Here is a 25,684-nt window from a genome sequence, read left to right as displayed (position 1 = left end):
GGGAGAACCCTACTTGCCCGGCCCGAACGGCTGCGCCGACATAGGCGTCTCGTCCGGCGTCATGGTCGCCACCACCGCGATGCCCGCCGCCTTGAAATTGGTGAGCGCCCGGGCGATATGGTCCGCCGAGGTGATGAGGATGGCCGCGTGCGCGCCGATCGCCGTCATGAGCTGCGCCGAGAACGCCGCATTCTGCACCGTCGAATTCGCCTGCGTCTCAGTGTGAATGCGTGCCGCCGAGATACCGCGATCGATCAGCCACTGCGCCATGACCTGCGCCTCGGTCACGCCGTTCTGCGGATTACCGCCGGTCACGATGACCGGCGCATCCGGAGACAGCAGCGCCGACACGTATCCGGCATAGAGCCGGGCCTCCAGCTCCGGCCGCATCGCACCGTCCGGCAGCAGGCCGTAGCCGAGCACCACGATCGCGGTGTCCGGGCTGAACAATGCGGGCAGTTCCAGGCCCGGAAGGTCCAGGCCCGGCAGGGAAATGGTCTTCAGTGAATCGATGGCGGCCAGCATGTCACTGGTCAATCCGGCGATCGGATTGATCGGCGGGGGAGTTGGGGCGGCGTAGGCGGGTGCGGCGGCCGTGGCCAGCACGGTGACGGTCGCGCCCGCGAGCAATGCCCGGGCGGCATTGGTGCGCAGGGTATTCGGGATCGGGCGGCGATGCCGTCCGGGACTGGTGCGCCAGGCAGCGGCGGAAACGCGCTGCCAGCCGCGCGTGGATGTTTTCTTCCGATGTCGGCCCGAAGTGGTCGGGCGGGTATGTACGCGCAGCTGATAAAGCATCGCAACCCCCTAGGCAGTCGGAGAGTGACTACCGGTCGGTTCACATTCCTCGAAACTCATGATCGCGCGAGACCTCCCCTCCGGTGGCCGATTTCGCGAAATCAAGATCTGAATTATGGGGGCACCGCATCGCGGGCCGACAGCACATGAATCGCCGAAGTATCAACCCGCCCGGCCATTCTTGAATCGGCAGCAGCTCGCAAGCGGTGACCGGCATCACAGCGACCCCCGTGTCACACCGCCGCGCGCTGCGTCGTCTACCTCATGAAGTCAACGAACAACACACGGAAAAGAGCAAGACAATGACCCGCTTCGCCCTGTACGAGAACGAAGTTGCCGGCAAGTTCAGCAAGCGCATCGCCACCGCCGCCCGCGTCGTGGACGAGTCCACGCTGCCCAAGGCCACCCAGGAACTGGTCAAGATCCGCGCCTCGCAGATCAATAACTGCGGCATGTGCCTCGACATGCACACCAAGGACGCCGCCCACAATGGCGAGACCGCGGTCCGCCTGGCCATGGTCGCCGCCTGGCGCGAATCCAATGTCTTCAATGAGGCCGAGCGCGCAGCCCTCGCCCTCACCGAGGAAGGCACCCGCCTGGCCGACAATAACCAGGCCATCAACGAGGACACCTGGGCACAGGTCCGCAAGAACTACGACGACAACCAGATCGGCGCGCTGATCTCCCTGATCGCCACCATCAACGCCTGGAACCGGCTCAATGTCATCGCCGGAATGGTGGGTGGAGATTACGTCCCCGGCCAGTGGTGACCACCGCCCAATGTGAACGCGGGCCCGGCAGTGGTTCATTCGATCCGCGCCGGGCCCGGATAGCCGAGCCCGGCCGCGGCGATCGCCTAGAGTTGGCCACATGATTACCGCGATCGTGCTTGTCCATGCCGACTCCGCCCGCATCCCCGAGACGGCGCAGGCGCTGGCCGATATCAAGGGCGTGGCCGAGGTGTACTCGTGCGCGGGCGATGTCGATCTGATCGCCATCGTGCGGGTACGCGACCACGAGCAGATCGCCGAAGTGGTGACCGGCCGGATCAACAAGACCGACGGGGTGCTGCGCACCGCCACTCACATCGCGTTCAAGTCGTATTCGCAGGCCGATGTCGAGGCCGGATTCTCGATCGGCGAATAACCATCAGACCTGGACGGAAGCGCCCAGGGGAGTGGCAGACCCGCCGGGCTCGACCACATTCGTGACGCCGCCTTTACAACCGGGCAGCAGATAGACGCGCACCGGCTGATCGGTGTTATTGGTGACCTGAATGCGGCGCGGCACCTTGCGGACGGTCAGGCAGCCCGTCGGCTGGTCGTAGTCGTGGCCGTCCACGACCAGCGTGCCCGCCGACTCCTTCATGCGCGCCGGAACCGAGCCCGGATGCGCGGTGCTCACCGGTACGCCGATGTCCAGCACGGCCGACCCGATCAGCACCGCGGCCGTGACGAGAATGATTGTCCGCCAACGATTCCCGCCCACCCCCGGACAGGCATCGACACCGGCGCGGCGAATACGCCGCTGCCGGTCGGAACGTGCCACTAGGCGGAGATGGAAGCGCCGAAGAAGGTATTCACCGATCCCTCCGGCACCACACCGGTGACGTCGCCGGCACATCCGTGATGTGTGAACACAGTGACCGGGCCCGAGGTGTCATTGTGAATCTCCAGATTTCCGGAGACCTGGGCAACGTCCACGCAACCTGACGGATCGTCAAAGCGTTCGCCATTGACATTAATCGTCCCCGGAGCCGCGCCGGCTGTCGGCGCAAGAGCAATCACCACGGCCAGCAGGCCGGGCAGAACCAATCCTTTTCGCATGAGCCGCACTTCCTCACCGGTGAGAAAAACGCCTGATCAATGCGCAAACTCTAGCCGCGACGCCCGTCCGGCATCGGCGATCGACACACCTGGCTCCGGAATGGGTGAGCCGTCCGTGTCCGGCCCGCCCGGCATCACCCTCGCGAACCGCGGATTCGACCGGCGTCAGTCCGACCCGAGCACGTTGGTGACCTCGACCCAGCGGTCCAGCAACTTGGCCGCGGCCCCGGTGTCGATGGCCGCGCTCACCCGCTCCAGCGCGGCGGCCAGCTTGTCGTGCAGATCGCCCTCGACGTCCTCGGCGGTGAGCTCGTAGGCCACGATGGCGGCCGCGGAATTCAGCAGCACGGCATCGCGCACCGGCCCGGGATCGCCGGCGAGCATATTGCGGGCGATGACGGCGTTCATGGCCGCGTCCCCGCCCCGCAGGGCCTCCGGCAGCACCCGCTCGATGCCGAGTTTGGTTGGGTCGATGGTGGTTTCGGCGAGCCGCCCGCCCGCGACCACCCACACATCGGTGGTGTCCGCGGTGGTGATCTCATCGAGGCCGTCATTGCCGCGCACGACCAGCGCCGAGGCCCCGCGCTCGGCGAACACGCCCGCGATGACCGGCACCAGATCGGCGAACGCGCACCCGATCAGCCCCGCCCCGGGCTGCGCCGGATTGGTCAGCGGGCCCAGGATATTGAAGACCGTCGGAATGCCGATCTCACTGCGCGCCGGACCCGCGAACCGCAGCGAGGGATGGAAGACCGGCGCGAAACAGAACCCGATCCCGACCTGCCGCACGCATTCGGCCACCGACTCCGGCCCGAGCGCGATCTTCACGCCCAGCGCCTCGAGCACATCCGCACCGCCGCTCTTCGAGGAGGCGGCCCGGTTGCCGTGCTTGACCACGGGAATCCCGGTGGCGGCCACCACGATCGAGGACATGGTCGAGATGTTCACCGTGCCGGAACGGTCGCCGCCGGTGCCGACGATATCGACGGCGGACCCGTCGAAGCGCACCCGGCGCGCATGCGAGAGCATGCCCTCCGCCAGCCCGCTGAGCTCGGCGGGAGTCGGGCCCTTCATCTTCATGGCCACGCCGAACGCCGCGATCTGCGCGGAGGTGGCGTTATCGGTGAAGATCTCGTTCATGGCCCACGCGGCCTCGTCCGAGGACAGATCGTTGCCATCGGTGAGGATGCCGAGAATTTCTCTCCAGCTGCGCGCGCTCATTGCTCTTCCGTTCCGTCGCCGGTGAAGGTTCGTACACCAGTGTTGTTGGGGCAAGCCTAGTGCGGGAGGGCTATTTCTTTTCTCCCGCCCGATGCCGCGTCTCTATCCGTGAGACGCGGGAGCCGGTTGCAGGGCCTCCCAGCCCAGTGCGTCGCCGTCGTGGCGTTGGGCCAGCCCGGCCATGCGGGAGCGTTCCTGCGAGCAGTGCAGGGCATCCAGAACTTGCACTCGCTGCAAAGACAGGTTCGCGGGGTCGCAATCATCGAGCGAACCTGTGTGATAGCCGTCCTGCGCGGCAATGATTTGCACCGCATCGACGTGGGCGAGCGGTATCCGCAGATGGTGTCTGAGCACCACTGGTTGGTCGGCGGTCCAGTTCATTGCCTTGCTCAGCGCGGCCGAACACGCTTCCGCGTCATCGAAACTCGACGCCACCACGATCAGATCGACACGCGCGGGATCCAGTTCCGTTGTCGCGCCGCGCCGCCAGGACTTCCACCACCGAGACATCTCCACACTCCCTCTGAGCTGGGCTCAGCTTCCTCTTACCCAGGCAATCTAGGCTGCTCTGTGACACGCCGAGGCCCTCGTCGAGAGGCCCGCTCGCCCTGCGCTTTCCGACACGCACGGCTAAGTTTCGTACCCCGCTACTCCTGTCGTACTACGACAAGTCATACTTACCGGCGTGACGACCGCAGTAGGGACCCCAGGATCGGCCATTACCCAGCGAGTGCATTCGCTGAACCGGCCCAACATGGTCAGCGTCGGTACCATCATCTGGCTGTCGAGCGAGCTGATGTTCTTCGCCGGCCTGTTCGCTATGTACTTTGTCGCCCGCGCGCAGGCCCATGGCAACTGGCCGCCGGAGCCGACCGAGCTGAACCTGAAGCTCGCAGTGCCGGTGACCGCCGTGCTGGTCGCATCCTCCTTCACCTGCCAGATGGGCGTCTTCGCCGCCGAGCGCGGCGACGTCTTCGGTCTGCGGCGCTGGTACGTGCTCACCCTGATCATGGGCGCGTTCTTCGTCGCCGGTCAGGGCACGGAGTACCACGCCCTCGTCAATGAAGGCACCACGATCTCGGGCAGCGTGTACGGCTCGGTGTTCTACATCACCACCGGCTTCCACGGTCTGCACGTCATCGGCGGTCTGATCGCCTTCGTGTTCCTGCTGATCCGCACCAAGGTCAGTAAGTTCACCCCGGCACAGGCCACCGCGGCGATCGTCGTTTCCTACTACTGGCACTTTGTCGACATCGTTTGGATCGGGCTCTTCGCCACGATCTACTTCGTCCGCTAACCCGGACGACCTGCCGGACGCGGCACCAGCCCGCCGCCGTAGGCACAGAAACTTCTTGACAAGTCGGTTCCGTCTACTCCAAAGGGACACAGATGAGTTCATCTCCCCCGTCAGCGCCAGATCCCAGCGAGGGGATCGGCGAGGCCACCAAGACCCGCAAGCAGCGCCGCATGCGTCGGCGTCTGGCCGGCGGTCTGGTTCTTCTGATGGGCCTCGTCGGAGCCGGCTTCGCGGCAGCGGCCCTGACTCCGCAGGCGCAGGTCGCGACCGCGCATGAGGACACCTCCGCGCTCATCCGCGAGGGCAAGCAGATCTACGACACCTCCTGCGTCACCTGCCACGGTGCGAACCTGCAGGGTGTCGCGGATCGCGGCCCCAGCCTGATCGGCGTCGGTGAGGCCGCGGTCTACTTCCAGGTCTCCTCCGGCCGCATGCCGGCCGCCCGCAATGAGGCGCAGATCGTCCGCAAGCCGGAGAAGTTCGACGCCCACCAGACCGATGCCCTCGGCGCGTACATCAACGCCAACGGTGGCGGTCCGACCGTGATCCGCGACAGCAATGGCGAGATCGCGCAGGAGTCCCTCATCGAGGGTGCCGACCTGGGCCGCGGTGGCGAGCTGTTCCGCATGAACTGCGCGTCCTGCCACAACTTCACCGGCAAGGGTGGTGCGCTGTCCTCGGGCAAGTTCGCGCCGCCGCTGGAAGAAGCCAGTGAGCAGCAGATCTACCTGGCCATGCTCACCGGCCCGCAGAACATGCCCAAGTTCTCCGACCGGCAGCTGACGCCGGAGGAGAAGAAGGACATCGTCGGCTACATCAAGGACCGCATGGAGACCCGCTCCGAGGGCGGCTACGGCCTCGGCGGCTTCGGCCCCGCGACCGAGGGCCTGGCCATCTGGGTCGTCGGCATCGTGGCCCTCGTCGGCTCCGCGATGTGGATCGGGTCCCGATCATGAGTGAACAGGAGCGAAACAGCATGGGGGACAACCCCACCGGGGGCGACCCCACCGATGAGCAGCTCGATGCGATGTCGCGGGACGAGCTGGTCAAGCTCGGTACCGAACGCGACGGCGTCGATGTCGCCTACCGTGCGCCGCGCTGGCCCGTCGAGGGCACCCGCGCGGAGAAGCGCGCCGAGCGTCGCGTGGCGCTCTGGTTCGCCATCTCGGCGATCTCCGCTGCCGCGCTGATCGGTGTGTTCCTGTTCTGGCCGTGGACCTACAAGGGCCGCCACCAGGACGGCAATGCCGCGTACTCGCTGTACACCCCGCTGGTCGGCATCACCCTCGGTGTCGCCGTGCTCGCGATCGGCATCGCCGTGGTGCTCATCCGCAAGCATTTCGTCCCGGCCGAAATCTCCATCCAGGACCGCCACGACGGCCGGTCCCCGGAGGTCGACCGCCGCACCCTGGTCGCCGAGCTGTCCGATGCGCTCGAGACCTCGACCCTGGGCCGCCGCAAGCTCATCACCCGCACCGCGGGTGCGGGTGCGGGCCTGCTCGGCGTCGGCGCGCTGTTCGTCTTCGTCGGCGGCCTGATCAAGAACCCGTGGGCCAAGGGCGACAAGTCGCCGCTGTGGGTCTCGGGCTGGACCCCGGATTACCAGGGCCAGACCATCTACCTGCGTCGCGACACCGGCCGTCCCGAGGATATCGTCCTGGTGAAGCCGGAAGACCTGGACGCCGGCGCCATGGAAACCGTCTTCCCCTGGAAGGAAGAATGGCGCGGTGACGAGCACGAGACCCTCCAGTCTCTGCGCGGTATCCGCAACGCGGTCATGCTGATTCGCCTGCGCACCAAGGACGCCGAGGGCGCCATCAAGCGCAAGGGCCAGGAGAGCTTCAACTACGGCGACTACTTCGCCTACTCGAAGATCTGCACCCACCTGGGCTGCCCCACCTCGCTGTTCGAGCAGCAGACCAACCGAATCCTGTGCCCCTGCCACCAGTCGCAGTTCTCCGCGACCGAATGGGGTAAGCCGGTCTTCGGTCCCGCCGCCCGCGCACTGCCGCAGCTGCCCATCACCGTCAACTCCGAGGGCTACCTGGTCGCCGTACACGACTTCACCGAAGCCCTCGGCCCGGCCTTCTGGGAGCGTCGTTCATGAGTCCTAGCAAAGCGGCCACGCAGGCCAATGAACTGGATGAGCGGTACCGCGGTGCCACCTTCCTCAAGCGCTCGATCAACAAGGTCTTCCCGACCCACTGGTCGTTCCTGCTCGGTGAGATCGCGCTCTACGCGTTCATCATCCTGCTGCTGTCGGGCATCTACCTGACGCTGTTCTTCGATCCGTCGATGAGCGAGACCGTCTACAACGGCGCATACCAGCCGCTGCGCGGTGTCACCATGTCGCGGGCCTACGAGACCGCGCTGAACATCTCCTTCGAGGTGCGCGGCGGTCTGTTCGTGCGCCAGGTGCACCACTGGGCGGCACTGCTGTTCGCGGCGTCGATCATCATCCACCTGTTCCGCATCTTCTTCACCGGCGCTTTCCGCAAGCCGCGTGAGGCGAACTGGGTGATCGGCTCGCTGCTGCTGATCCTGGCCATGTTCGAGGGCTTCTTCGGCTACTCGATCCCGGACGACCTGCTGTCCGGTACCGGTCTGCGTGCCGCCTTCGGCGGTATCACCATGGGCGTTCCGGTCATCGGCACCTGGATGCACTGGCTGATCTTCGGCGGTGACTTCCCGGGCACCATCATCATTCCGCGCCTGTACATCGCGCACGTGCTGCTGCTGCCGGGCATCATCCTGGCGCTCATCGCCGCGCACGTCGCGCTGGTCTGGTACCAGAAGCACACCCAGTTCCCCGGACCGGGCCGCACCGAGAAGAACGTCGTCGGCGCCCGCATCATCCCGGTGTTCGCCGCCGACCAGGGCGCGTTCTTCGCCTTCACCCTGGGCATCGTCGCGATCATGGGTGGCGTCTTCCAGATCAACCCGATCTGGAACCTGGGTCCCTACAACCCGTCTCAGGTCTCCGCGGGTTCGCAGCCGGACTTCTACATGATGTGGACCGACGGCATGGCGCGTCTCATGCCGCCGTGGGAGCTGTACTTCTGGGGCCACACCGTGCCGGCCGCCTTCTGGGTCGCGCTGATCATGGGCCTGGTGTTCACCGTGCTGATCGCCTACCCGTGGATCGAGAAGCGGCTCACCGGCGACACCGCGCGCCACAACCTGCTGCAGCGTCCGCGCGACGTGCCGGTGCGTACCGCCATCGGCGCCATGGCCATCGCCTTCTACATGGTGCTGACCCTGGCCTGCGTCAACGACATCATCTCGCTGAAGTTCGACATCTCGCTGAACGCGACGACCTGGTTCTTCCGGATCGCGCTGCTGACGGCACCGCCGCTCGCCTACTTCGTGGCGTACCGGTTCTGCATCGGCCTGCAGCGCAGCGACCGCGCGGTGCTCGAGCACGGCATCGAGACCGGTGTCATCAAGCGCCTGCCGCACGGTGAGTACATCGAGATCCATCAGCCGCTGGGTCCGGTCGATTCGCACGGCCACCCGCTGCCGCTGGAGTACCAGGGCGCTCCGGTGCCCAAGAAGATGTCGAAGCTGGGTCTGGCGGGCAAGCCCGGTTCGGGTTCGTTCATGCGGGCCGACCCGCATGCCGAGATCGAGCAGAATGTCGAGCTCGCGCACAAGGAAGAGCACGACATGCTCGCGGCCCTGGAAGCACACCAGGACGCCGCCAAGGGCGGGTCGCACTCCGACCACTGAGGTCACCTGCTCTGAAGGGAAGGCCCCGAGTCGTTTTCGACTCGGGGCCTTCCCCTTTTTTGGCCTTGGGGGTTGAAACGGAATGATCCGTTCTGCTACTCTTAAAACAGAACGAAACATTCCGTTCCAACTAGGAGAGATTCGATGAACGCCATCCGCCCCTTCCGCATCGACGTCCCGCAGACCCAGCTCGACGACCTTTCCGAGCGGCTCACCCGCGCACTGTGGCCGAACGAGCTGGCCGGGGTCGGCGATGCCTACGGAGTGCCCGGCGATCGGGTGCGCGCGCTGGCCGAATACTGGGCGCGGGAATTCGATTGGCGGGCACTGGAAGCCAAGCTCAATGCCTACCCGCAGTTCACCACCGAGATCGACGGGGAGGACATTCACTTCCTGCACGTGCGGTCTTCGCGGGAAGACGCGCTGCCGGTGATCCTCACGCACGGGTGGCCGGGGTCGGTTGTCGAATATCTCGACGTGATCGAGGCGCTCACCGAACCCTCCGCGGATCAGCCCGCCTTCCACGTGGTGATTCCCTCGCTGCCCGGGTTCGGATTCTCCGGGCCGACCCGCAGCACCGGCTGGAACCGCTACCGCACCGCCCGCGCCTGGGTGGAGCTCATGAACCGGCTGGGCTACGACCAGTACGGGGCGATCGGCAATGACGCCGGGTCGATGATCGCGCCCGAGATGGGTCGCATCGCACCACAGCACATCGTGGGAGTGCATGTGACGCAGCTGTTCTCGTTCCCCTCCGGCGATCCGGCCGAATTCGAGGGTCTGTCGGCCGAGGACATGGCGGCGCTCGGACACCTGCAGTGGTTCCACGAGAACAAGATGGCGTTCAATACCTTGCAGAGCCAGCAGCCCGCGACACTCGCCTTCGCGCTGGCGGATTCGCCGGTCGGGCTGCTCGGGTGGAACGCACAACTGTTCGGCGAGAGCCTGGATCCGGAATTCGTGATCGCCAATACCGCCATCTACTGGCTGACCGGGACCGCGGCCTCCTCCATTCGGTTCTACTACGAGGACGCCCACACCAGCGAGCACCCGACCGAACCCACCACGGTGCCAACGGCATTGGCCATGTTCAAGGGCGACTTCCAGTCGATTCGGCGGTTCGCCGAGCGGGATCACAAGAACATCGTGAGCTGGAACTCCTACGACATCGGCGTCAATGCCGGCGGGCCGAACGATGCGGCCGGGCACTACGCAGCGCACGAAGCGCCCGAGGTGCTGCTCGCCGATATCCGCAGCTTCTTCGCTCAGCTCGGCTGAATTGCCGCAAGCGCAGGCCCCGAGTCGAAATCGACTCGGGGCCTGCTGTTTCGGTATCAGGGACGGGCGGGGGTGACGGCGTGACGGGGATCGACGGGGTCGGTGACGGCCTTCATCAAGTTCAGCGCGCCTTCCAGGACGGCGCGCTGGCGGAGGGCGATGTCCTGGTCCGTGCCGAGTCTTCCCTTGCGGCGCAGGTGTTCCCGGACCTTCGCGACCTGGCGGAGGGTGAGGATGACCGGGTGATTCCGGGGCGGGGTGCCCTCGGGATTGCTGTAGGAATTGACGATTCGGCCGGTGCCACCCCAGACGAGGGTGGACATCACCGGCCGCACGACGGGTGCGGCGATCGGCCAAAGAGGTTTCGGCAGTACGCGTTCGGCGCGCAGACCACCACGCAGCAGAGCCTTGGTCAGGACTTCGGTGTCTTCGTCGGGCGGGGCGAAGACGATGGTCGCGGCCCGGCTGATATCGGCGGCATCGTCGATCGAATGCGGTAGCAGTTCATCGGGAACACCCATGAGATAGCCGATCCAGAACCATAACTGGCGGATCGCCTCACGCTCGTCCTCACGTAAATCCATATCGAGCAGCTCGTGCATGGCCAGCGGCATCAGCAGGAAACCGTCGATGGTGACGGCCATGCCGCTGGTGTGGATCGGCTCACCCCATTCGGTGCGCTGCCACTTCCCGCAAGTGCGGAGATGACGGCGAACCATGGCGTGTACGAAGCGGATCCGGATGGTGGCGTCGAAGCCGGTCCCGCCGGGAATCAGCGCGCCCGGCGCGGTGGCGGCCAGCACCCAGCGGGAGGTTTCCTCATAGCGCTGGGCGGCCATCGCCTCGGAACGGGAGTTCATGGCCTGCGGCTTGTTCAGGTCGCCGAAGGCGTAGGCGGTCATGAGGGTGCCGCCCAAGCCGATGATCACGGCGGGGGCGAATCGCCACCACAATTGGGCGCCGCGCCTGACCTGCTCCGGATCGAACCAGTCCGGGGGATTCAGCAAGGGAGTGAGCAGTTCCCGCAGTGAATCCGGTGCCGTGCCGCTCAAAGAGGGACCTTTGGTGTGCAGCATCTCGCCCAAGATCCGCCACCCCACGCCGCGGCCCATGGTCGCGAAATCCGCTACGGCGGAATCGATCAGCGCGTCGGTGCGGAACATGCCCTCCGCGACGCGATCCACCGCGTGATCGGGGACCGCCTCTCGCGCCGCCGCGATCCGCCTGGCCCGGTCCGCATCAAATGGAATCGTCGATGTCGTCATGGTTCCCCTCTTCGCCGAAGTCCTGGTTATGACGTTAGGCAGCGGAGATCCGGCAAAGAATGTGCCGATCCGACCGGTATTTGTTACGTTCCGCCACATGGGGGACACCGCTCGGCCGTCTCGATGGGACATTGCCCGCCCCGCGGTCTCCGCACGGTATGTGCTGGACACCGCGCGTGATCACCACGTGCCCGACGACACCTGCCTGGCCGGAACCGGGCTGCGCGCAACCGATCTCGACGAGCCGGGCGCACTGGTGCTGCCGGAGCAGGAACTGCGCGTCATCCGCAATCTGCTCGCCAGCGGCGGCGATCCGCGCGAGCTTGGCGTGGAAACCGGTCTGCGCTACTCCATCGCGAGCGCCGGAATACTCGGCTACGCGCTGCTATCGAGTCCCACTGTGCGCGAAGCCTTCTCGATCCTCGAGCGGTTCACCGCCCTGACCTCGGTCTTCTTCGACGTCACCTATACGGACACCGCCGCCGGACTGTTGGTCGAGGTCGACGACACGGAAGTCCCGCCCGATGTGCGCCCGTTCCTACTGCCCCGCGACCTGGTCGCCGGGTCCCGCGCCGCCAGCCTCTTCTTCTCACCCGCCCTGCGTGATCTCGTCGCCGGGCTGCACCGCCCGGTCCTGGTGGAACTCCGCGATCTCGCCACACCGGAGGAAATCGCCTTCGCCCAGGTATTCCTCTCCGCCTACGACGTTCTCATCACCATCGAATCCGGGGCGCCCCGCAATGCCTTCACCGTCCCGCGCGAACTCCTGGACCAGCCCACCCCCGCCCCCGAACCGGCCACCGCCGCCACCTGCATCCAGCAGTGTGAACGCCTCCTGGACGAGCGCTACCGTTTCACCGGCACCGCCGCCCAGATTCGCCACCTGCTACTGCGGGACCCGGCCCGCATGCCGACCCTCGCCGAAGCCGCCCGCGGACTGGGCCTGTCCGACCGCACCTTGCACCGCCGACTCGCCGCCGACGGCACCACCTTTCGTACCCTCCTCGACCAGGTGCGCGAGTCGATCGCCGTCGAACTTCTGGCCGAAGGCCTGACAGTGGAAGCCGTCTCCCGCCGCCTCGGCTACTCCGACACCGCCGCCTTCAGCCACGCCTACCGTCGCTGGCGCGGCCATGCGCCAAGCCACAGAACGTGATTCGGGTCCGATCAGTCGGGCACGGCTTCGGTGTAGTCGATGGGACCGTCGAGCATGGCGGTCGCGGCGCGGTGAATCTTGGCGAGTGCGGACATGAGGTGCTTGCGCTCGGCGTCGGTCAGATCCGCGGTGACCTTGTCCTCCAAGGACTTCCGGTCCGCCTCGACCGGCCGCCGCAGCTCCCGGCCGAGATCGGTGAGCCACAGCCGGACCAGCCGGTTATCGCGCTCATCGCGCTTCCTGACCAGTAGCCCCGAGGTCGTCATGCGCGTCGCCATCTTGACGATCGTCGGTGTCGTGACATTGAGCGCGGCCGCCATCTCACCCGGCGTCCGCCCATCTTCTTCCCACAACACGGCCAGCACATGGTTCTGCCCCAAGTGCAGTCCATGTCGCCGCATATCGCGATCGGCCAAGGCCCGCAAGGCTTTCGAGGTACTGCCATGCAGATCGAGGAACTCGGGCATCAGGCCTCCGTGATGACGACAAAGCTATTGACCCTCGATCGTTAGCCGTCTAACGTTTTCAATAGACGGCTAACGATCTGGAGACATCATGCTACTTCTCACCGGCGCGACCGGAAACATCGGCCGAGAACTGACCCGCGAACTGACCCGCACCGGAACCGAATTCCGAGCCCTCATCCGTAACCCCGCCCGAGCCGCCGACTTGCCCGCCACCGTCGACCCATTCATCGGCGACCTGACCGAACCCTCCACCCTGACACCGGCGTTCGCCGACGTAACCACCCTGTTCCTGCTGATCCCCGGCATCGGCACAGACCTGGCCCACAATGCCCTGACCGCAGCCCAATCCGCAGGCGTCCGCCGAATGGTCCTGCTGTCCTCGATCCACGCCATGATCGACCCCCTCCCCGCAATGGGCCGCTGGCACCGCGACCGCGAAGACCTGGTCCACGCCACCGGCATCCCCGCCACGATCATCCGCCCCGGCGGCTACATGACCAACGCCCTCGAATGGGCCCCCGCCATTCGCGCCGGGCACCCGATCGACGACCCCACGGGCCCGGGCCGCTACGCCCCCATCCACCCCGCCGACATAGCCGCGGTCATAGCCAAGGCCCTGATCGAGGACGGTCACGAGGGCAACTCCTACAACCTGACCGGCCCCGAATCCTTCACCGTCGCCGAACAAGTAGCAGTCCTGGCCCAAGTCCTGAACCGCGAAATCAAAGTCCTCGAGGCAGCCACCCCCGAAGAGGCCCTCCGCTCCCGCTACCCCAACGGAGCCCCACCGGCCCTGGCCTCCGCCATCCTCGAATGGTTCACCCTCATGCGAGCCGACACCATCGGCCTCCGCACCGATACGGTGACGGAACTCCTTTCTCGTCAGCCCCGTACCTTCGAATCCTGGTGCCAACAGCACCGCGCCGCCTTCGAACCGGCCGCGCCAGCCAACCTCGGCATTGCGCAGCCCGCCGACAGCGAGTAACCCGCCGTCGATGCGCGACTCTCTGAGCTCACGCTCGGCCATCCGGTCCGCCACGTCGCGCACTCCGGTGCGAGCCACCGAGATCGGATCAAGATCAGGGAGCGCTGATGGCGTCGATTGTCCGGTTTTCCCGCCGCCACAGCTCCCTCGGCGCTGGGCAACAAAGGGGCGGGGTTCGGTGCGGGCGGCGGCTTGGGCGTGGTCGAGCGGGGTGGGGCCGTGTGCTTGCGCTGGGTCGGCGCGAGGCGTGGGCCGGTCGGGGGTTATGGGTCGGTGAGGGCGGTGGTTGCGGCGGCTTGGGCGCGGTCGAGCCAGGTGAGCCAGGGGCCTGCGCCGAGGCGGGGTTCGTGGTAGCCGTCGGTGGTGCGGACTATTCGGGTGCCGGGCTGTTCCAGCCAGCGGGCGAGGAGGCCTGCCTCTTCCGGCAGGGCCCCTCGGAGTGGGGGATAGGGGTCGGCGGCTGGGGAGGGCGGAAGCGGTTCGGTGGTGGGGAGGGAATCTGCCGAGTGGGGATTCGTGGAGTGGGGTGGCGGTGTGCCGAGGCGGGGTGGGATGACTGTTTCGGCGGAGGCGACCAGGCGGTCGACCACTGGCATGGGGGAGATGCCGCGGCGGGCGGTGCCGGCGGAGGCCAGGCGGGCGTGGCGGATTACCGCGAACTCCCAGCCACCGGTGCCGTCGGGGTGAGCAGCTATCAGTTCGGGGATGCGGGCCAGGGCGGCCAGGCGTTGGGTGCGGCGGAGGGCTCGGATCACAGTGCAGGCGCGGTCTCGCAGGCGGGCTGCAGCCTCGAAATGTTCTGCGGTGGAGTGGGTTTCGATTGTGTCGTGCATGGCTTGCAGGAGCGCGTCGCTGCGGCCGGAGAACAGGGCCCGGACTGTTTCGGGGGCTTGCGCGTACTCCTCTATATATAGGGGTCTGTTTTCGGCGCTCGCGGGGCAACCTCCGACCACGGCCGGCGGGCAATCGTGATGGCCGGTGCGGGGGATCCGGGTGGTGCAGGTTCGCAGGCCGGAGTGCTCGGCGACCGTCGCGGCCACCTCCAGGGCGTCGGCGCGGGAGGTGAAGGGGCCGAGGGCATCCCGGGTAGGGGTGCGGGAGACGGCGAAACGGGGGAAGGGCTCGTCGGTGAGGGTGAGCCACCAGGCCCGCTGCGGGAACTTGGAGCGGCGGTTGTACGGCGGGGTGTGCGCGAGCAGCAGCCGCAGTTCGCGCACACCGGCCTCCAGGCCGTGCGAGCACTCGACGTGATCCACCCGCGTCGCCAGCTGAACCATCTCGCGCATGCGCGGGCGGGTGTCGGAACCGGTGAAGTAGTTGCGGACACGACGGCGAAGATTCACCGCGGTCCCTATATAGAGGACTTCATCCGAAGGCCCCCTGAAGAGGTAGACGCCGGGGGTATCCGGAAGATCGACCGCCATAACCCGTTTGGCGCGCTGCCTGCGAGTCACCTCGGGCAGATAGTCCATCAATTCGGTGAGGCTGTGCACCCCCTGATTGCCGACGCGGGCGATGAGCGCGTGCAGCACGTCCACCGTCGCGCGGGCGTCATCGAGCGCGCGGTGCGTGGGCCGGGTCTCGGAGCCGAGGATCTGCGCCAGCATGGACAGCTTCACCGAGGGGGCCTCGTCGCGGCTGAGCACCCGCCGCGCCAGCTGCACCGTGCACAGCACCGGGAAGGCGGGCCAGGGCGTCTCACTGCGCTGTGCCGCCGCCTTCAGGAACCCGGTATCGAAGCGGGCATTGTGCGCGACCAGCACGGCCCCGGCCGCGAACTCCAGGAATCCGGGCAGGACCCGCTCGATCGGCGGTGCGTCGATCAGCATGGCGGTGGTGATGCCGGTGATCTCCACGATCTGCGGCGGGACGGCCCGGCCCGGATTGACCAGGGTGGCGAACTCGCCGAGCACCTCGCCACCGCGCACCTTGACCGCGCCGATCTCGGTAATGGCATCGCCCTCGGGGCTCGTACCAGTGGTTTCGAGGTCCACCACCACGAACGTCGTGTCGTAGAGCGGTGTTTCGAGTTCGTCGAAGGCCAGCTGATCGGACACGGCCTGTAAGCGTAGGGCTGGGGTACGACATCACAGGCCGGATCGGCGTGGCGAGGCTCCCCATGAGCTCGCTATATAGCGATGTGGAATATCGACCTGGGGAAATGTCTGAATATCGGATCGAGATTCTCGAGATGAAATCCCCAAATTGCGGAAATATGCTCGAATGTGGCCAGGGTCACATTGATTCATATTATGAATCAATCCGGCCGAGGGTGGTCGCCGTCCCGCGGAGCCGCCCGGCGCGTGCTGCCCCGCGACCGCGCGGTCGGGCGTGTCGGTTGAGTCGACGGCTCGAGCCCAGGTCGAGAGCGACTCCTCTGACCTGGTGTTATACGGAATTCGTCCAGGTGGGAGGGGTCTCGAGGCCGCAGTTCCTACTCGTGGGTAGCCGCTCGGAAGCTCTCGGCAATTCCGGCGCTGTTATCGTTTCGTGATTGCTGTGACGTTTGTCGCACCGAAATGTCATCGCGTAACAAATTCAGTCCACCTGACGTTGGTCGCGACTTTACAAACCACCGTTATCGGCTCGTAATCTTCCTGAGACCTCGCGGAGTCCGACGCACTTACCTGGTGCGGCGTCGCGGGGCAGATTGGAAGTAACTCACCATGGCGACCAACACCGTCAAGCGGGCCATCACGGCCGGTGCCGTCGGCGCTGCCACGCTGAGCGCGCTGCTCCTGCCCGCAACCCCCGCGTCGGCCCAGCCGGTGACCATCCCCGGCGTCGGCACCTTCGACGTGCCGGACCAGATCGCGCTCCCCGCCGGTATCCCCGGTGTGCCGTCCTCGATCCCGGTCCAGATCCCGGCCATCCCCGGCATCGAGGTTCCGGCTCCCGCGGCCCCGCAGTCGAATACGCACCAGCAGGCCGTCGATGCCGCCCTGAGCCGGATCGGCGACCCGTACGTGTACGGCGCGGCCGGCCCGAACGCCTTCGACTGCTCCGGCCTGGTGCAGTGGTCCTACGCGCAGGCCGGTGTGAACCTCCCGCGCACCAGCTACGACCAGATCAATGCGGGCACCCCGGTGTCGATGGATCAGCTGCAGCCGGGCGACGTGGTGTCGTTCTACGGCGGCAGCCACTCCGGCATCTACGTCGGCGACGGCAATGTCGTGCATGCCTCGACCTCCGGCCAGCCGGTGAAGGTCGCGCCGATCTCCTCCATGCCCTTCGCGGGCGCTACCCGTCCCTGACACATCCGCAGGTCAGTGACCTGCAGCGAAACGGCGACCGTAATGTTTTCGTGTCCTACTGGACATGGACGGTCGCCGTTTCGTAATCTATTCGAGACCTTCTTTTCCAGCTCGGGGTAAGAGAACGGGCAGTGTGGAATGAAACGCACGCCGACGGTGGCGCACACGCGGAATCATCGAACGAGAAAACTGGTGGGTGGGGCCCTCACCGCGGGTGCCCTCCTGATCGGCACCAATGGAATCGGCCCCGCGACAGCCGATCCGGTCTCCGCACCGGCCACTGCCGGGGAAGCAGTGCAGCGGCTGATCGACCTGTCGCGCCAGTCCGAACAGCTCAATCAGCAGGCGCTCGACGCGCAGACCGATCTCGACACCAAGCTCGCCGCGGCCACCGCCGCCGACCAGAAGGCCACCGCCGCCGAAGGCGTGCTGGACGCGGCCCGCGCCGAGATCAAACGCTTCCAACCGGCCATCGACCGCGCCGCCGCCTCGGCCCTGCTCGGCAGTCGCACCAACCGGCTCACCTCGCTGCTGGTCAGCAGTTCGCCGCAGCAGCTGCTCGATCAGATGTCCATCGTGGATCTGGTCGGCACGCGCACGAATGATCAACTGAGCCAATACAAACAGGTGAGTGACGCGGCCTCGGCCGCCGAAATCGTCGCCCGCACCGCCGCCGATGCCGCGCGTGCGGCCAGCGCGCAGGCCGATACGGTGCGCAATGACCTGGAGAGCAAACGCGCGGCATTGCAGGGATCGATGGCGGGCGTCATTGCCGCCTGGGGTCAGCTGTCCGCCGGTGACAAGTCGGCGCTCGCGGGGTCCATGTTCCCGCCCGGCTTCAATCGCGACACCTTGCTGCAAGGCCTCGTTCCTGGCAGCGGCACCAGCGCTCTCGCGGCTGGGCTCACCCGTGTCGGCGATCCCTATGTGTGGGGCGCGACCGGTCCCGACCAGTTCGACTGCTCCGGCCTCGTGCAGTGGGCATTCCATCAGGTCGGCAAGAGTGTGCCGCGCACCAGCCAGCAGCAATCCAGCTACGGCACGCCGGTCGATGAGAAAGACCTGCAGCCCGGCGATGTGGTCTTCTTCTACTCGGACATCTCACATGTGGGCATCTACGCCGGTAATGGCCTGATGCTGCACGCCTCGACCTTCGGCATCCCCGTCCAGGTGGCGCCGATGGGGTCCTCGCCATTCCATTCGGCGCGACGGTTCTGACCGGCCCGGCATGTCTGGCCTCGAAGGAGTCGGCATGCGTGACCACGTAGGGTCCCCACTCATGATGAGGTGGCGATGAGCGGTTTGCGGCAGATGCGCGGCTGGCTGTCGGCGAAGCGCCGATTTCAGTTCGTCCTGACGCTGGTCATGGTGACCGGCCTGACCGCCGCCTGCGGTGCCCTGCTCATGCTGCCGAATTCGGTGCTCCCGAAGATCCGGGCCGTGGTGCCCGGCGTCGACGCCGGGCAGCCGACCGCCACCGATGCGCAGTTGCCGGGACTTCGCCGGATCATGGATTCCTACGGCAAGATCGTCGCCGAACCCGTGGTGACGGGGTCCGACCGCGTGGGCATAGTGCTCGGCCACCCCGCCCGTAAGAGCGATGTCGATGTCCTCTCGAGCGAACTCGCCTCCGCCACCCTCGCCGTCAGCGCCCTCTGGGGTTCGGACTGGTCGCAGGCTCCCGTGGTCGTAGTCGCCTCCAGCCCAGCCGAATTCGCCGCCCTCGCCAATGCCACCGGTGATGTCCCCGCCGAAGTCGCCGCCGCCACGGTCGCCGACCCCTTCCACCCCGGCACCCAGCCGACCGGCCAACGCGTGGTCTTCGGCCCCGAAGCCGGTCGGCGCCTCGGCGCGGACGGCCTGCGCTCGGTCCTGCGCCACGAACTCACCCACGTCGCCACCCGCGCCGTAACCGTCGACGGCTCCCCGCAGTGGATGCTCGAAGGACTCGCCGAATACGCGGCCCACCGCGGCATGCACCACCCGATCGCCGAGGTCGCCCCGACCCTCACCACTCGCGCCCGCGCGAACAATCTCCCGGCGGACCTCCCCACCGACGCCCTCTTCGACCCCGCGAGCGGCCAAGCCGCCTACGCCTACGAACAGGCCTGGTCGGCATGCGCTTTCATTGCCGACCAGTACGGCGACCCCAAACTCGTAGACCTCTACCGCCAACTGGCCACCGGCCCCAAGAACCGTGCCACCACCGACACGATCCTCCGCACCACCCTGGGCGCCGACTACGCGGACTTCCTCTCCACCTGGCGCGCCTGGATCACCGCCCGCACCACCGAAGGCGCCTGATCATCAAGATCAAGGAGCTGTGGTGGCGGGAATTGACGCCGAATCACGCCACCAGCGCTCCTTGATCTTGGGACCAGGGCGAGGTGATCACGCTTCAGGGTGCCCAATATTCGGGGTGGGTGCACGGATTGGGCGGAATGGGGGACTCGCCGACGCGCTGGGGTGCGAGGTTTCGGGCTGGGGAGAGGGGGCGGGGGTGGTGCAGTAGGTTGGGGGTATGGGCCGAACCTTGCTGGTTACCAATGATTTCCCGCCACGGCCGGGCGGTATCCAGTCCTATGTGCATTCGCTGGCCATGCAGCTGCCACCGGATGAATTGGTGGTGTACGCGCCGCGCTGGCGGGGCGACAGTCACTGGAAGTTCGATGCGGAGCAGCCGTTTCAGGTGGTGCGACATCCGACCACATTGATGGTGCCCACGCCGCTGGTCTTGCGGCGTGCGGCGAAGTTGCTGCGGGATGAGCAGTGCGATCGGGTGTGGTTCGGGGCGGCGGCGCCGCTGGCGTTGATGTCGCCGCTGCTGCGCAAGGCGGGGGCCGAGCGGATCATCGCGTCCACGCACGGGCATGAGGTCGGCTGGTCCATGCTGCCGGGGGCACGGCAGGCGCTGCGGGTGATCGGCGATCATACCGATGTCATCACCTATGTCAGCAAGTACACGCGTGGGCGGTTCGCGGCCGCGTTCGGTGCGCAGGCCGCGCTCGAATATCTGCCGCCCGCCGTCGACTCGGAGGTTTTCAAGCCGGATCCGGCCGCCCGCGAGGAACTACGCGCCCGCTACGGGCTGGGGGATCGGCCCACCATTCTGTGCCTATCGCGGCTGGTCCCGCGCAAGGGGCAGGACGCACTCATCATCGCGCTCAAGGACATTCGCGCACGTGTCGACGGCGCGGTGCTGGTCATCGCGGGCGGCGGCCCGTACGAGCCGAAGCTCCGCGCCCTGGCCGAGGCCATGGGCGTGGCCGAACATGTGGTGTTCACCGGCCGGGTCCCATCCAAGGAACTAGCCGCCCACCACACGATCGCCGATGTGTTCGCCATGCCCTGCCGCACCCGCGGTTTCGGCCTGGATGTCGAGGGCCTGGGCATCGTCTTCCTGGAAGCCTCCGCCTCCGGAGTCCCGGTGGTGGCGGGCGATTCGGGCGGCGCCCCGGAAACCGTCCGCGAGGGCGAGACCGGCCACGTCGTGAACGGCCGCAAAACCGATTCCATCACCGAGGCCATCGTCGCCATCCTGTCCGACCGCGATGCCGCGGCCGCCATGGGTGCCGCGGGTCGCACCTGGGTCCAACAGCAGTGGCGCTGGGATCTCATGGGCACTCGCTTGCGAGAACTCCTCGACACCAACGACCGCTCGGAAGGTTCGCGGCCCGGCTTGGTTCTGGACTGAGCGGAGCGGGGGAGCGCACGGCTCCACCTCCCTGCGCCTTGGAGGAGCGGAGGGAGGGAAGAACCGAGCCTTCGGGGGCCGTGAACAGCCGGAGCGCAGCGAAGGCAAATCGAACACAGCGGGCCGCGAACAGCCGGAGCGCAGCGGAGGGCAAATCGAACACAGCGGAGGCAAATCGAACACAGTCGCAGTCTGGGCTAGGCTCACCGGCGTGAGCAGTATCCAGGTTGCCGACCAGACCTTTGTTGCCGCGCCGGGCACGGCCGTGGCCGAGGTGCTGGCGGATCGCGCCCGCTGGAAGCAGTGGTGGCCCGATTTGCAGCTTCAGGTGCGGGAAGACCGGGCCGGCAAGGGAATTCGCTGGACCGTCACCGGCGCCGTGACCGGCACCATGGAGGTCTGGCTGGAGGAGATGCTCGACGGCGTCATCCTGCACTACTTCATGCATGCCGAACCGCGGAATGTGGAACGCATGTCGGCGCGCGACCTGATGGCCGCCAACCGCACCCGCCGGGTCGCCGGTAAGAAGATGTCCTTCGAGATCAAGGCCCGTTTGGAAGCCGGTCGCAAGGCCGGGGTCGCCCCCGCGGCGGCGGGCCGCCCATAAAGCTCGGCGGCGGGCCGCCACTAGAGCTCGGCCATCCCGGCTCCACCTCCCCGCGCCTAGGAAAGGAAGCGTTGTCACCCATGGCCGATCGCACTCAACGGTCGATCGTGATCGACGCCCCCTCGGATCGAGTGATGGCCGTCATCGCCGACCTGGAGTCGTATCCGGAATGGGTCGCCGCGGCCCGCTCGGTCGAAGTCCTCGACAAATACCCCGACGGACGGGCTCGCACGGCGCGTTTCGTGCTGGACGCGGGCGTTGTGAAGGACACCTACAGCCTGTCCTACACCTGGCGGCCCGACGGCAAGGCCGTCAGTTGGACCCTCGTCGCCGGTGACCTGCAAAAGGCGCAGGACGGCACCTATGAACTCATCGCGCTGCCCGATGGCGGCACCCAGGTCGTGTACGAGCTGACCGTGGACCTGAACATTCCGATGATCGGCATGTTCAAACGCAAAGCCGAGAAGGTCATCACCGATACGGCCTTGAAGGAACTCAAGAAACGGGTCGAAGGCTGACCGCGAGCAGGACCGAACCGCCGCGGCCCTCCACCCGGGTGGAGTTGTTCATCGGCAAGGGCGGGGTGGGGAAGACAACGCTGGCGTGCGCGACCGCTCTCGCCTATGCGAGATCCGGGCAGCGGGTGCTGCTGGCCTCCCTGGATCAGGCGCATTCCCTCGGGGACGCACTGGGATTCAGATTCCGGCGCGAGGCCGGGGCGGTGCCCGCGGTCGCGTCGGTGCAGACCGGGCTCGATGTCATCGAAGTGGATTCGCTTGCGCTGCTGGAGGATCGCTTCCGGCAGGTGTTGATGATGGCGGCCGGGGCAGGGGAAGATCTCGGAATCGATGTGAGCGCACTGGATCCCGCGGAGTTGACCGGGCTGCCCGGGGTGCAGGAGCTGCTCGCGCTGCTGGAGATCACGCAGTTCACCAAGGATGCGCGGTGGGATGTGGTGGTGGTGGATTGCCCGCCGTCGGCGGACATGCTGCGCATCATCACCGCACCGGACACGCTGCTCGGCTATCTGGAGCGGGTGTGGCCCGCGCATACTCGGGCGCTCGGCGGCTTCGACGGTGGTTTGAAGCGCGCGATGCTGGCTATCGCGGTGGAGCAGATCGTCGACGCGGTGACCGCGGCCCGGGACCTCATCGCCGATCGCACACGCACCAGTGCCCGCCTGGTTACCGCCGCCGAGCAGGTCGCGGTGGCGGAATCGGCGCGGGTGCGGTCGGCGGCGGCGTTGCTCGGCTTGCGGTTGGACGCTGTTCTGGTGAACAAGGTGCTGCCGGAAATGCCTTCACCCGAGGTGTCTCCCGGCGAAGTCCCGCATCCCGCGATCCAGTGGTACTTCAACCGGCGTGGTGAGCAGCTCGATGTCGTCACCGCGCTCCGCAAACGCATGAGGGGCGTATCGGTGCAGGTGGTGGGACACGCCGGAGCCGAACCGGTCGGTTTGAGCTCATTGTCGGCGCTGTCCTATGCGGTCGACGCGAGTGGTAACTGGGTCGGATCGGGTCCGGTACTTATGCTTGGCACAGATGCGGACGGTGTGCTGCCCGTCGCCGCCGGGCCGGTGGTGCGGCTGGAATCCGGCGCGGGCGTGCATTCGGTGTTCGCCATGCGGATGCATCTGCCCGTGGTCGATCCGTCGACCCTGCAGCTGGGACGAGTGGAGGACGATTTGATCGTGGGAGCGGACGGGGTCAGGCGCCGGCTGCGGCTGGCGCCGGTATTGCGGCGGTGCACCGTTGATGCCGCCGAACTCGACGGCGATCAATTGGTGATCCGCTTCCGCCCCGATCCCCAGGTATGGCCGCAATGACTCCTACACAGCATCATCCGTTCGCCGGGTACCCGGACGACAACTTCAGCGAATTCGCCGAAGAACTGCGCCTGCTCGCCGAGGCCGTCCTCGAACGAGTCGAACCGGTCCTGCGCCGCACCGCCTCCGACGGCCGCACCGAATGGGACAGCTGCAGCTGGTGCCCGGTGTGCGCGGCCGCGGCCATCGTCCGAGGCGAGCACCACGACGTGGTCGCGGCGATCGCCGACCACGGCACCGCCATAGTCACGGTCCTGCGCGAAGCCCTCGCCGGTGTCCCCGTCGAACCCGTGATCCCCCCGGACCTGGACCCGGATTCCCCGGAATACCACGCCTGGTTCCACGACCCGAAGAACTTCAGCGGCGGCCACTACGGCACCCACGCCCCCGAGGCCGAATCCACTTCGGACAGTGGCGAAACCGGCAACCCGTCGCGCGGTCGCCCGGCCACCCCCGGCAGCGGTCACTACACCAGCTCCGCCACAGGCACCCGCACGCCCTCCCACGCGGCGACCGCCCTGAGCAACCTCTTCGCCCGCTTCCTCGCAGGCGCACAAGGCAAGCCGACCGCCGCCACCCACGGCACCGAAGCCCCCGCCGACAACACCAATGCGGCAACCGATTCCGACGACCCGTTCGGCCCCGGCCCGGGCGCCGCCCGTCGACCAGCCGCGTCCGGTCGCCCCGCCGCCTCGACTGCAGGCCACGCCGCCGCCTCGACTGCAGGCCGCGCCGCTGCCTCGACTGCAGGCCGCGCCTCTGCCTCGGCCGCGGGTGGCGCGCCCGCCTCGACCGCGGGTGGCGCGCCCGCCTCGGCCGCGGGTAGCGCGTCCGTCCCGACCGCGGGCAGCGGCTCCGACCAGGTTCCGGTCAGCACTGCCGGTCAGCCGTTCGGTCCGCCCGTCGCCGCACCTGATACCTCTGCTGATCCGCCGATGCCCGGAGCCGTCGGCCAGGAACCCGGCCGAGCGGGACGGCCCTCCCGATTCGCCGGTCGGCAGGCCACTACCGGCGCTCGGACGTCCGATACGGCCGATAGTCGATCCGCCACTGGCGCAACGCCGTCCGGTGCGGCCGAGCCGCGGCTGGGCGGAGCCTCGCCAGGAGCCGATGGTCAGCCGTCGGGTCGCGGCGGTCCGTCATCCGGAGCAGGCGCTCAGCAGCCTGGTACCGGCGAGCAGCCCGGCGGCGGTGCGCGCGCCGGGCGTGGTGGTAGTCCCGCGGGAGGGCGGGGGACCGGGCGGACCGGATATGTACCCATCAACGTGACTATCAAGGCATGACGGGCGGTGTTGACGTGCCGTTGACAGTCGGAATCGATGTGGGCGGCACGAATATTCGTGCGTCGGTGGTCGATGGGTCGGGTGAGGTGCTCGATACCGTGACCGCCTCGACGCCGCATTCGGCGCGGTCGTTGGAGGATGGGCTCGCGCGGGTGGTGCGAGAACTGTGCGCGCGGCACCAGATCGGTGCGGTCGGGCTCGCGGTGGCTGGATTCGTGGACGAGGATCGGGCCACGGTGCGGTTCGCGCCGCATCTGCCGTGGGAGGACGCGCCGGTGGCGCAGCGGCTCACCGATCGGCTCGGGCTGCCCGTGATTTTGGAGCATGACGCGAATGCGGCGTTGTGGGCCGAGTACCGGTTCGGGGCCGCGGCGGGTGGCCGCAATGTGGTGCTGGTGGCGATCGGGACCGGGATCGGTGCCGCGCTGCTCACCGGCGGCCAGTTGTATCGCGGCAGTTACGGTGTCGCGCCGGAGCTCGGTCACCTACAGGTGGTGCCGCAGGGGCGCGCGTGTCCCTGCGGTAAGCGGGGTTGCTGGGAAAGGTATTGCAGCGGAACCGCTCTGGTGGATACCGCCCTGGAAATGCTGGCCACCGATCCGCAGCGGTCCAAGCAGCTGGCGCGCGATGCGCTGCGCGATCCGGGTTCCCTCACCGGCCGCCGGGTGGCGGGCGCGGCGGAGGGCGGCGACCCGGTGGCCCTCGATGTGATGGCCGAGTTCGCCCGCTGGCTGGGCCTGGGCCTGGCCTTCGTGAGCGACCTCTTCGATCCGGATCTCATCGTGGTCGCGGGCGGCGTGAGCTCGTCGGCTCCGCTGTTCCTGGACGATGCCCGCGACCATTACGCGGCCTCCATCACCGGTGCCCGCCACCGCCGCCTGGCTCGCATCCGCACCGCCCAGCTCGGTGAGGCGGCGGGCATGATCGGCGCGGCCGAACTCGCCCGCGCCGCTCTCGAGGTCCCGCACAATGCGGTCCCCGTCGGCCCCGGCCGCTGAC

General features: G+C 67.3%; 26 protein-coding genes. 18 read left to right on the top strand and 8 right to left on the bottom strand.

Going from position 1 to position 25,684, the window contains the following annotated elements:
- Positions 1-9 precede the first annotated feature (9 nt).
- Positions 10-798 (bottom strand): YdcF family protein, encoded by a 789-nt coding sequence (locus tag AB0N05_RS31890; RefSeq protein ID WP_364700732.1) that lies wholly within the window; start codon positions 796-798, stop codon positions 10-12.
- A gap of 302 nt (positions 799-1,100) precedes the next feature.
- Between AB0N05_RS31890 and AB0N05_RS31885 the strand changes: the two genes are divergently transcribed.
- Both AB0N05_RS31885 and AB0N05_RS31880 read left to right on the top strand, forming a co-directional pair.
- Entirely contained in the window at positions 1,101-1,568 is a 468-nt protein-coding gene (locus AB0N05_RS31885; protein ID WP_364700730.1) for a carboxymuconolactone decarboxylase family protein, read from the top strand.
- A 100-nt stretch (positions 1,569-1,668) separates the two neighbouring features.
- A complete protein-coding gene (locus AB0N05_RS31880; protein ID WP_364700728.1) occupies positions 1,669-1,944 on the top strand; it encodes an Lrp/AsnC ligand binding domain-containing protein in 276 nt (91 codons plus the stop codon).
- Between the two features lie 3 nt (positions 1,945-1,947).
- Here the strand turns inward: AB0N05_RS31880 and AB0N05_RS31875 are convergent, their stop codons facing one another.
- The 4 genes from AB0N05_RS31875 to AB0N05_RS31860 all read right to left on the bottom strand — a co-directional run bounded on the left by AB0N05_RS31875 (position 1,948) and on the right by AB0N05_RS31860 (position 4,355).
- The gene (locus AB0N05_RS31875; protein ID WP_364700726.1) at positions 1,948-2,346 is read right to left on the bottom strand and encodes a hypothetical protein; all 399 of its coding nucleotides are present in this window, start codon (positions 2,344-2,346) and stop codon (positions 1,948-1,950) included.
- A complete protein-coding gene (locus tag AB0N05_RS31870; RefSeq protein WP_364700724.1) occupies positions 2,346-2,624 on the bottom strand; it encodes a hypothetical protein in 279 nt (92 codons plus the stop codon). The genes AB0N05_RS31875 and AB0N05_RS31870 overlap by 1 nt, the downstream gene beginning before the upstream one ends.
- 165 nt (positions 2,625-2,789) lie before the next feature.
- Entirely contained in the window at positions 2,790-3,845 is a 1,056-nt protein-coding gene (gene trpD, locus AB0N05_RS31865) for an anthranilate phosphoribosyltransferase (protein ID WP_364700722.1), read from the bottom strand.
- 102 nt (positions 3,846-3,947) lie between these two features.
- Positions 3,948-4,355: a hypothetical protein gene (locus tag AB0N05_RS31860; protein ID WP_364700720.1), complete on the bottom strand. Its 408-nt coding sequence runs from the start codon at positions 4,353-4,355 to the stop codon at positions 3,948-3,950.
- Positions 4,356-4,530: 175 nt separating this feature from the next.
- Between AB0N05_RS31860 and AB0N05_RS31855 the strand changes: the two genes are divergently transcribed.
- The 5 genes from AB0N05_RS31855 (at position 4,531) to AB0N05_RS31835 (ending at position 10,149) form a co-directional block, all read left to right on the top strand.
- Complete coding sequence (locus AB0N05_RS31855) at positions 4,531-5,142, top strand: heme-copper oxidase subunit III (RefSeq protein WP_364700718.1); 612 nt, start codon at positions 4,531-4,533, stop codon at positions 5,140-5,142.
- A 170-nt stretch (positions 5,143-5,312) separates the two neighbouring features.
- Complete coding sequence (locus tag AB0N05_RS31850; protein WP_364700911.1) at positions 5,313-6,098, top strand: cytochrome c; 786 nt, start codon at positions 5,313-5,315, stop codon at positions 6,096-6,098.
- A complete protein-coding gene (locus AB0N05_RS31845; protein WP_364700716.1) occupies positions 6,095-7,249 on the top strand; it encodes a ubiquinol-cytochrome c reductase iron-sulfur subunit in 1,155 nt (384 codons plus the stop codon). Before AB0N05_RS31850 ends, AB0N05_RS31845 begins: the two co-directional genes overlap by 4 nt.
- Positions 7,246-8,871, top strand: a complete 1,626-nt coding sequence (locus AB0N05_RS31840) for a cytochrome bc complex cytochrome b subunit (protein ID WP_364700714.1) — start codon at positions 7,246-7,248, stop codon at positions 8,869-8,871. The genes AB0N05_RS31845 and AB0N05_RS31840 overlap by 4 nt, the downstream gene beginning before the upstream one ends.
- A gap of 144 nt (positions 8,872-9,015) precedes the next feature.
- Positions 9,016-10,149, top strand: coding sequence for an epoxide hydrolase (locus tag AB0N05_RS31835; protein ID WP_364700712.1), 1,134 nt, complete (start codon positions 9,016-9,018; stop codon positions 10,147-10,149).
- A 56-nt stretch (positions 10,150-10,205) separates the two neighbouring features.
- Here the strand turns inward: AB0N05_RS31835 and AB0N05_RS31830 are convergent, their stop codons facing one another.
- Entirely contained in the window at positions 10,206-11,414 is a 1,209-nt protein-coding gene (locus tag AB0N05_RS31830) for an oxygenase MpaB family protein (RefSeq protein ID WP_364700710.1), read from the bottom strand.
- A 97-nt stretch (positions 11,415-11,511) separates the two neighbouring features.
- Here AB0N05_RS31830 and AB0N05_RS31825 point away from each other — a divergent pair, with 97 nt between their 5' ends.
- The gene (locus tag AB0N05_RS31825) at positions 11,512-12,570 is read left to right on the top strand and encodes an AraC family transcriptional regulator ligand-binding domain-containing protein (protein ID WP_364700708.1); all 1,059 of its coding nucleotides are present in this window, start codon (positions 11,512-11,514) and stop codon (positions 12,568-12,570) included.
- Positions 12,571-12,581: 11 nt separating this feature from the next.
- Here AB0N05_RS31825 and AB0N05_RS31820 read toward each other — a convergent pair whose 3' ends face one another.
- Positions 12,582-13,037 (bottom strand): MarR family transcriptional regulator, encoded by a 456-nt coding sequence (locus tag AB0N05_RS31820; RefSeq protein WP_364700706.1) that lies wholly within the window; start codon positions 13,035-13,037, stop codon positions 12,582-12,584.
- 88 nt (positions 13,038-13,125) lie between these two features.
- Between AB0N05_RS31820 and AB0N05_RS31815 the strand changes: the two genes are divergently transcribed.
- Positions 13,126-14,022 carry an NAD(P)H-binding protein gene (locus tag AB0N05_RS31815; protein ID WP_364700704.1) on the top strand — a complete coding sequence of 299 codons (897 nt, stop codon included), beginning with the start codon at positions 13,126-13,128 and terminating at the stop codon, positions 14,020-14,022.
- Between the two features lie 263 nt (positions 14,023-14,285).
- Here AB0N05_RS31815 and AB0N05_RS31810 read toward each other — a convergent pair whose 3' ends face one another.
- On the bottom strand, positions 14,286-16,079 hold the full coding sequence (locus AB0N05_RS31810; protein ID WP_364700702.1) for a DEDD exonuclease domain-containing protein: 1,794 nt from the start codon (positions 16,077-16,079) through the stop codon (positions 14,286-14,288).
- A gap of 609 nt (positions 16,080-16,688) precedes the next feature.
- Here AB0N05_RS31810 and AB0N05_RS31805 point away from each other — a divergent pair.
- The 9 genes from AB0N05_RS31805 (at position 16,689) to AB0N05_RS31765 (ending at position 25,683) form a co-directional block, all read left to right on the top strand.
- Complete coding sequence (locus AB0N05_RS31805; protein WP_364700700.1) at positions 16,689-17,276, top strand: C40 family peptidase; 588 nt, start codon at positions 16,689-16,691, stop codon at positions 17,274-17,276.
- 138 nt (positions 17,277-17,414) lie between these two features.
- Positions 17,415-18,494, top strand: a complete 1,080-nt coding sequence (locus tag AB0N05_RS31800) for an NlpC/P60 family protein (RefSeq protein ID WP_364700698.1) — start codon at positions 17,415-17,417, stop codon at positions 18,492-18,494.
- A 75-nt stretch (positions 18,495-18,569) separates the two neighbouring features.
- Positions 18,570-19,580, top strand: coding sequence for a hypothetical protein (locus AB0N05_RS31795; RefSeq protein WP_364700696.1), 1,011 nt, complete (start codon positions 18,570-18,572; stop codon positions 19,578-19,580).
- Between the two features lie 217 nt (positions 19,581-19,797).
- The gene (locus tag AB0N05_RS31790) at positions 19,798-20,970 is read left to right on the top strand and encodes a glycosyltransferase family 4 protein (protein ID WP_364700694.1); all 1,173 of its coding nucleotides are present in this window, start codon (positions 19,798-19,800) and stop codon (positions 20,968-20,970) included.
- A gap of 211 nt (positions 20,971-21,181) precedes the next feature.
- Entirely contained in the window at positions 21,182-21,577 is a 396-nt protein-coding gene (locus AB0N05_RS31785) for a polyketide cyclase / dehydrase and lipid transport (protein ID WP_364700692.1), read from the top strand.
- 80 nt (positions 21,578-21,657) lie between these two features.
- Entirely contained in the window at positions 21,658-22,095 is a 438-nt protein-coding gene (locus tag AB0N05_RS31780; RefSeq protein ID WP_364700690.1) for an SRPBCC family protein, read from the top strand.
- 38 nt (positions 22,096-22,133) lie between these two features.
- Positions 22,134-23,402: an ArsA family ATPase gene (locus AB0N05_RS31775; RefSeq protein ID WP_364700688.1), complete on the top strand. Its 1,269-nt coding sequence runs from the start codon at positions 22,134-22,136 to the stop codon at positions 23,400-23,402.
- Positions 23,399-24,685, top strand: a complete 1,287-nt coding sequence (locus AB0N05_RS31770) for a hypothetical protein (protein WP_364700686.1) — start codon at positions 23,399-23,401, stop codon at positions 24,683-24,685. Before AB0N05_RS31775 ends, AB0N05_RS31770 begins: the two co-directional genes overlap by 4 nt.
- Positions 24,682-25,683 carry an ROK family glucokinase gene (locus tag AB0N05_RS31765; RefSeq protein ID WP_364700684.1) on the top strand — a complete coding sequence of 334 codons (1,002 nt, stop codon included), beginning with the start codon at positions 24,682-24,684 and terminating at the stop codon, positions 25,681-25,683. Before AB0N05_RS31770 ends, AB0N05_RS31765 begins: the two co-directional genes overlap by 4 nt.
- The last annotated feature ends 1 nt before the right edge of the window (position 25,684 follow it).

Source organism: Nocardia sp. NPDC051030 (genome assembly GCF_040683015.1).
Lineage (GTDB): Bacteria > Actinomycetota > Actinomycetes > Mycobacteriales > Mycobacteriaceae > Nocardia.
This window is presented reverse-complemented; position numbering and strand designations above follow the sequence as displayed.

Bases quoted from the DNA above. Each gene is read 5' to 3' on its own strand.
- AB0N05_RS31860 (WP_364700720.1), bottom strand. From the start codon at position 4,355: ATGTCTCGGTGGTGGAAGTCCTGGCGGCGCGGCGCGACAACGGAACTG.
- AB0N05_RS31835 (WP_364700712.1), top strand. From the start codon at position 9,016: ATGAACGCCATCCGCCCCTTCCGCATCGACGTCCCGCAGACCCAGCTC.
- AB0N05_RS31805 (WP_364700700.1), top strand. From the start codon at position 16,689: ATGGCGACCAACACCGTCAAGCGGGCCATCACGGCCGGTGCCGTCGGC.
- AB0N05_RS31840 (WP_364700714.1), top strand. From the start codon at position 7,246: ATGAGTCCTAGCAAAGCGGCCACGCAGGCCAATGAACTGGATGAGCGG.
- AB0N05_RS31795 (WP_364700696.1), top strand. From the start codon at position 18,570: ATGAGCGGTTTGCGGCAGATGCGCGGCTGGCTGTCGGCGAAGCGCCGA.
- AB0N05_RS31780 (WP_364700690.1), top strand. From the start codon at position 21,658: ATGGCCGATCGCACTCAACGGTCGATCGTGATCGACGCCCCCTCGGAT.
- AB0N05_RS31870 (WP_364700724.1), bottom strand. From the start codon at position 2,624: ATGCGAAAAGGATTGGTTCTGCCCGGCCTGCTGGCCGTGGTGATTGCT.
- AB0N05_RS31815 (WP_364700704.1), top strand. From the start codon at position 13,126: ATGCTACTTCTCACCGGCGCGACCGGAAACATCGGCCGAGAACTGACC.
- AB0N05_RS31850 (WP_364700911.1), top strand. From the start codon at position 5,313: ATGCGTCGGCGTCTGGCCGGCGGTCTGGTTCTTCTGATGGGCCTCGTC.
- AB0N05_RS31880 (WP_364700728.1), top strand. From the start codon at position 1,669: ATGATTACCGCGATCGTGCTTGTCCATGCCGACTCCGCCCGCATCCCC.
- AB0N05_RS31845 (WP_364700716.1), top strand. From the start codon at position 6,095: ATGAGTGAACAGGAGCGAAACAGCATGGGGGACAACCCCACCGGGGGC.
- AB0N05_RS31820 (WP_364700706.1), bottom strand. From the start codon at position 13,037: ATGCCCGAGTTCCTCGATCTGCATGGCAGTACCTCGAAAGCCTTGCGG.
- trpD (WP_364700722.1), bottom strand. From the start codon at position 3,845: ATGAGCGCGCGCAGCTGGAGAGAAATTCTCGGCATCCTCACCGATGGC.
- AB0N05_RS31800 (WP_364700698.1), top strand. From the start codon at position 17,415: ATGAAACGCACGCCGACGGTGGCGCACACGCGGAATCATCGAACGAGA.
- AB0N05_RS31890 (WP_364700732.1), bottom strand. From the start codon at position 798: ATGCTTTATCAGCTGCGCGTACATACCCGCCCGACCACTTCGGGCCGA.
- AB0N05_RS31770 (WP_364700686.1), top strand. From the start codon at position 23,399: ATGACTCCTACACAGCATCATCCGTTCGCCGGGTACCCGGACGACAAC.
- AB0N05_RS31825 (WP_364700708.1), top strand. From the start codon at position 11,512: ATGGGGGACACCGCTCGGCCGTCTCGATGGGACATTGCCCGCCCCGCG.
- AB0N05_RS31830 (WP_364700710.1), bottom strand. From the start codon at position 11,414: ATGACGACATCGACGATTCCATTTGATGCGGACCGGGCCAGGCGGATC.
- AB0N05_RS31790 (WP_364700694.1), top strand. From the start codon at position 19,798: ATGGGCCGAACCTTGCTGGTTACCAATGATTTCCCGCCACGGCCGGGC.
- AB0N05_RS31765 (WP_364700684.1), top strand. From the start codon at position 24,682: ATGACGGGCGGTGTTGACGTGCCGTTGACAGTCGGAATCGATGTGGGC.
- AB0N05_RS31885 (WP_364700730.1), top strand. From the start codon at position 1,101: ATGACCCGCTTCGCCCTGTACGAGAACGAAGTTGCCGGCAAGTTCAGC.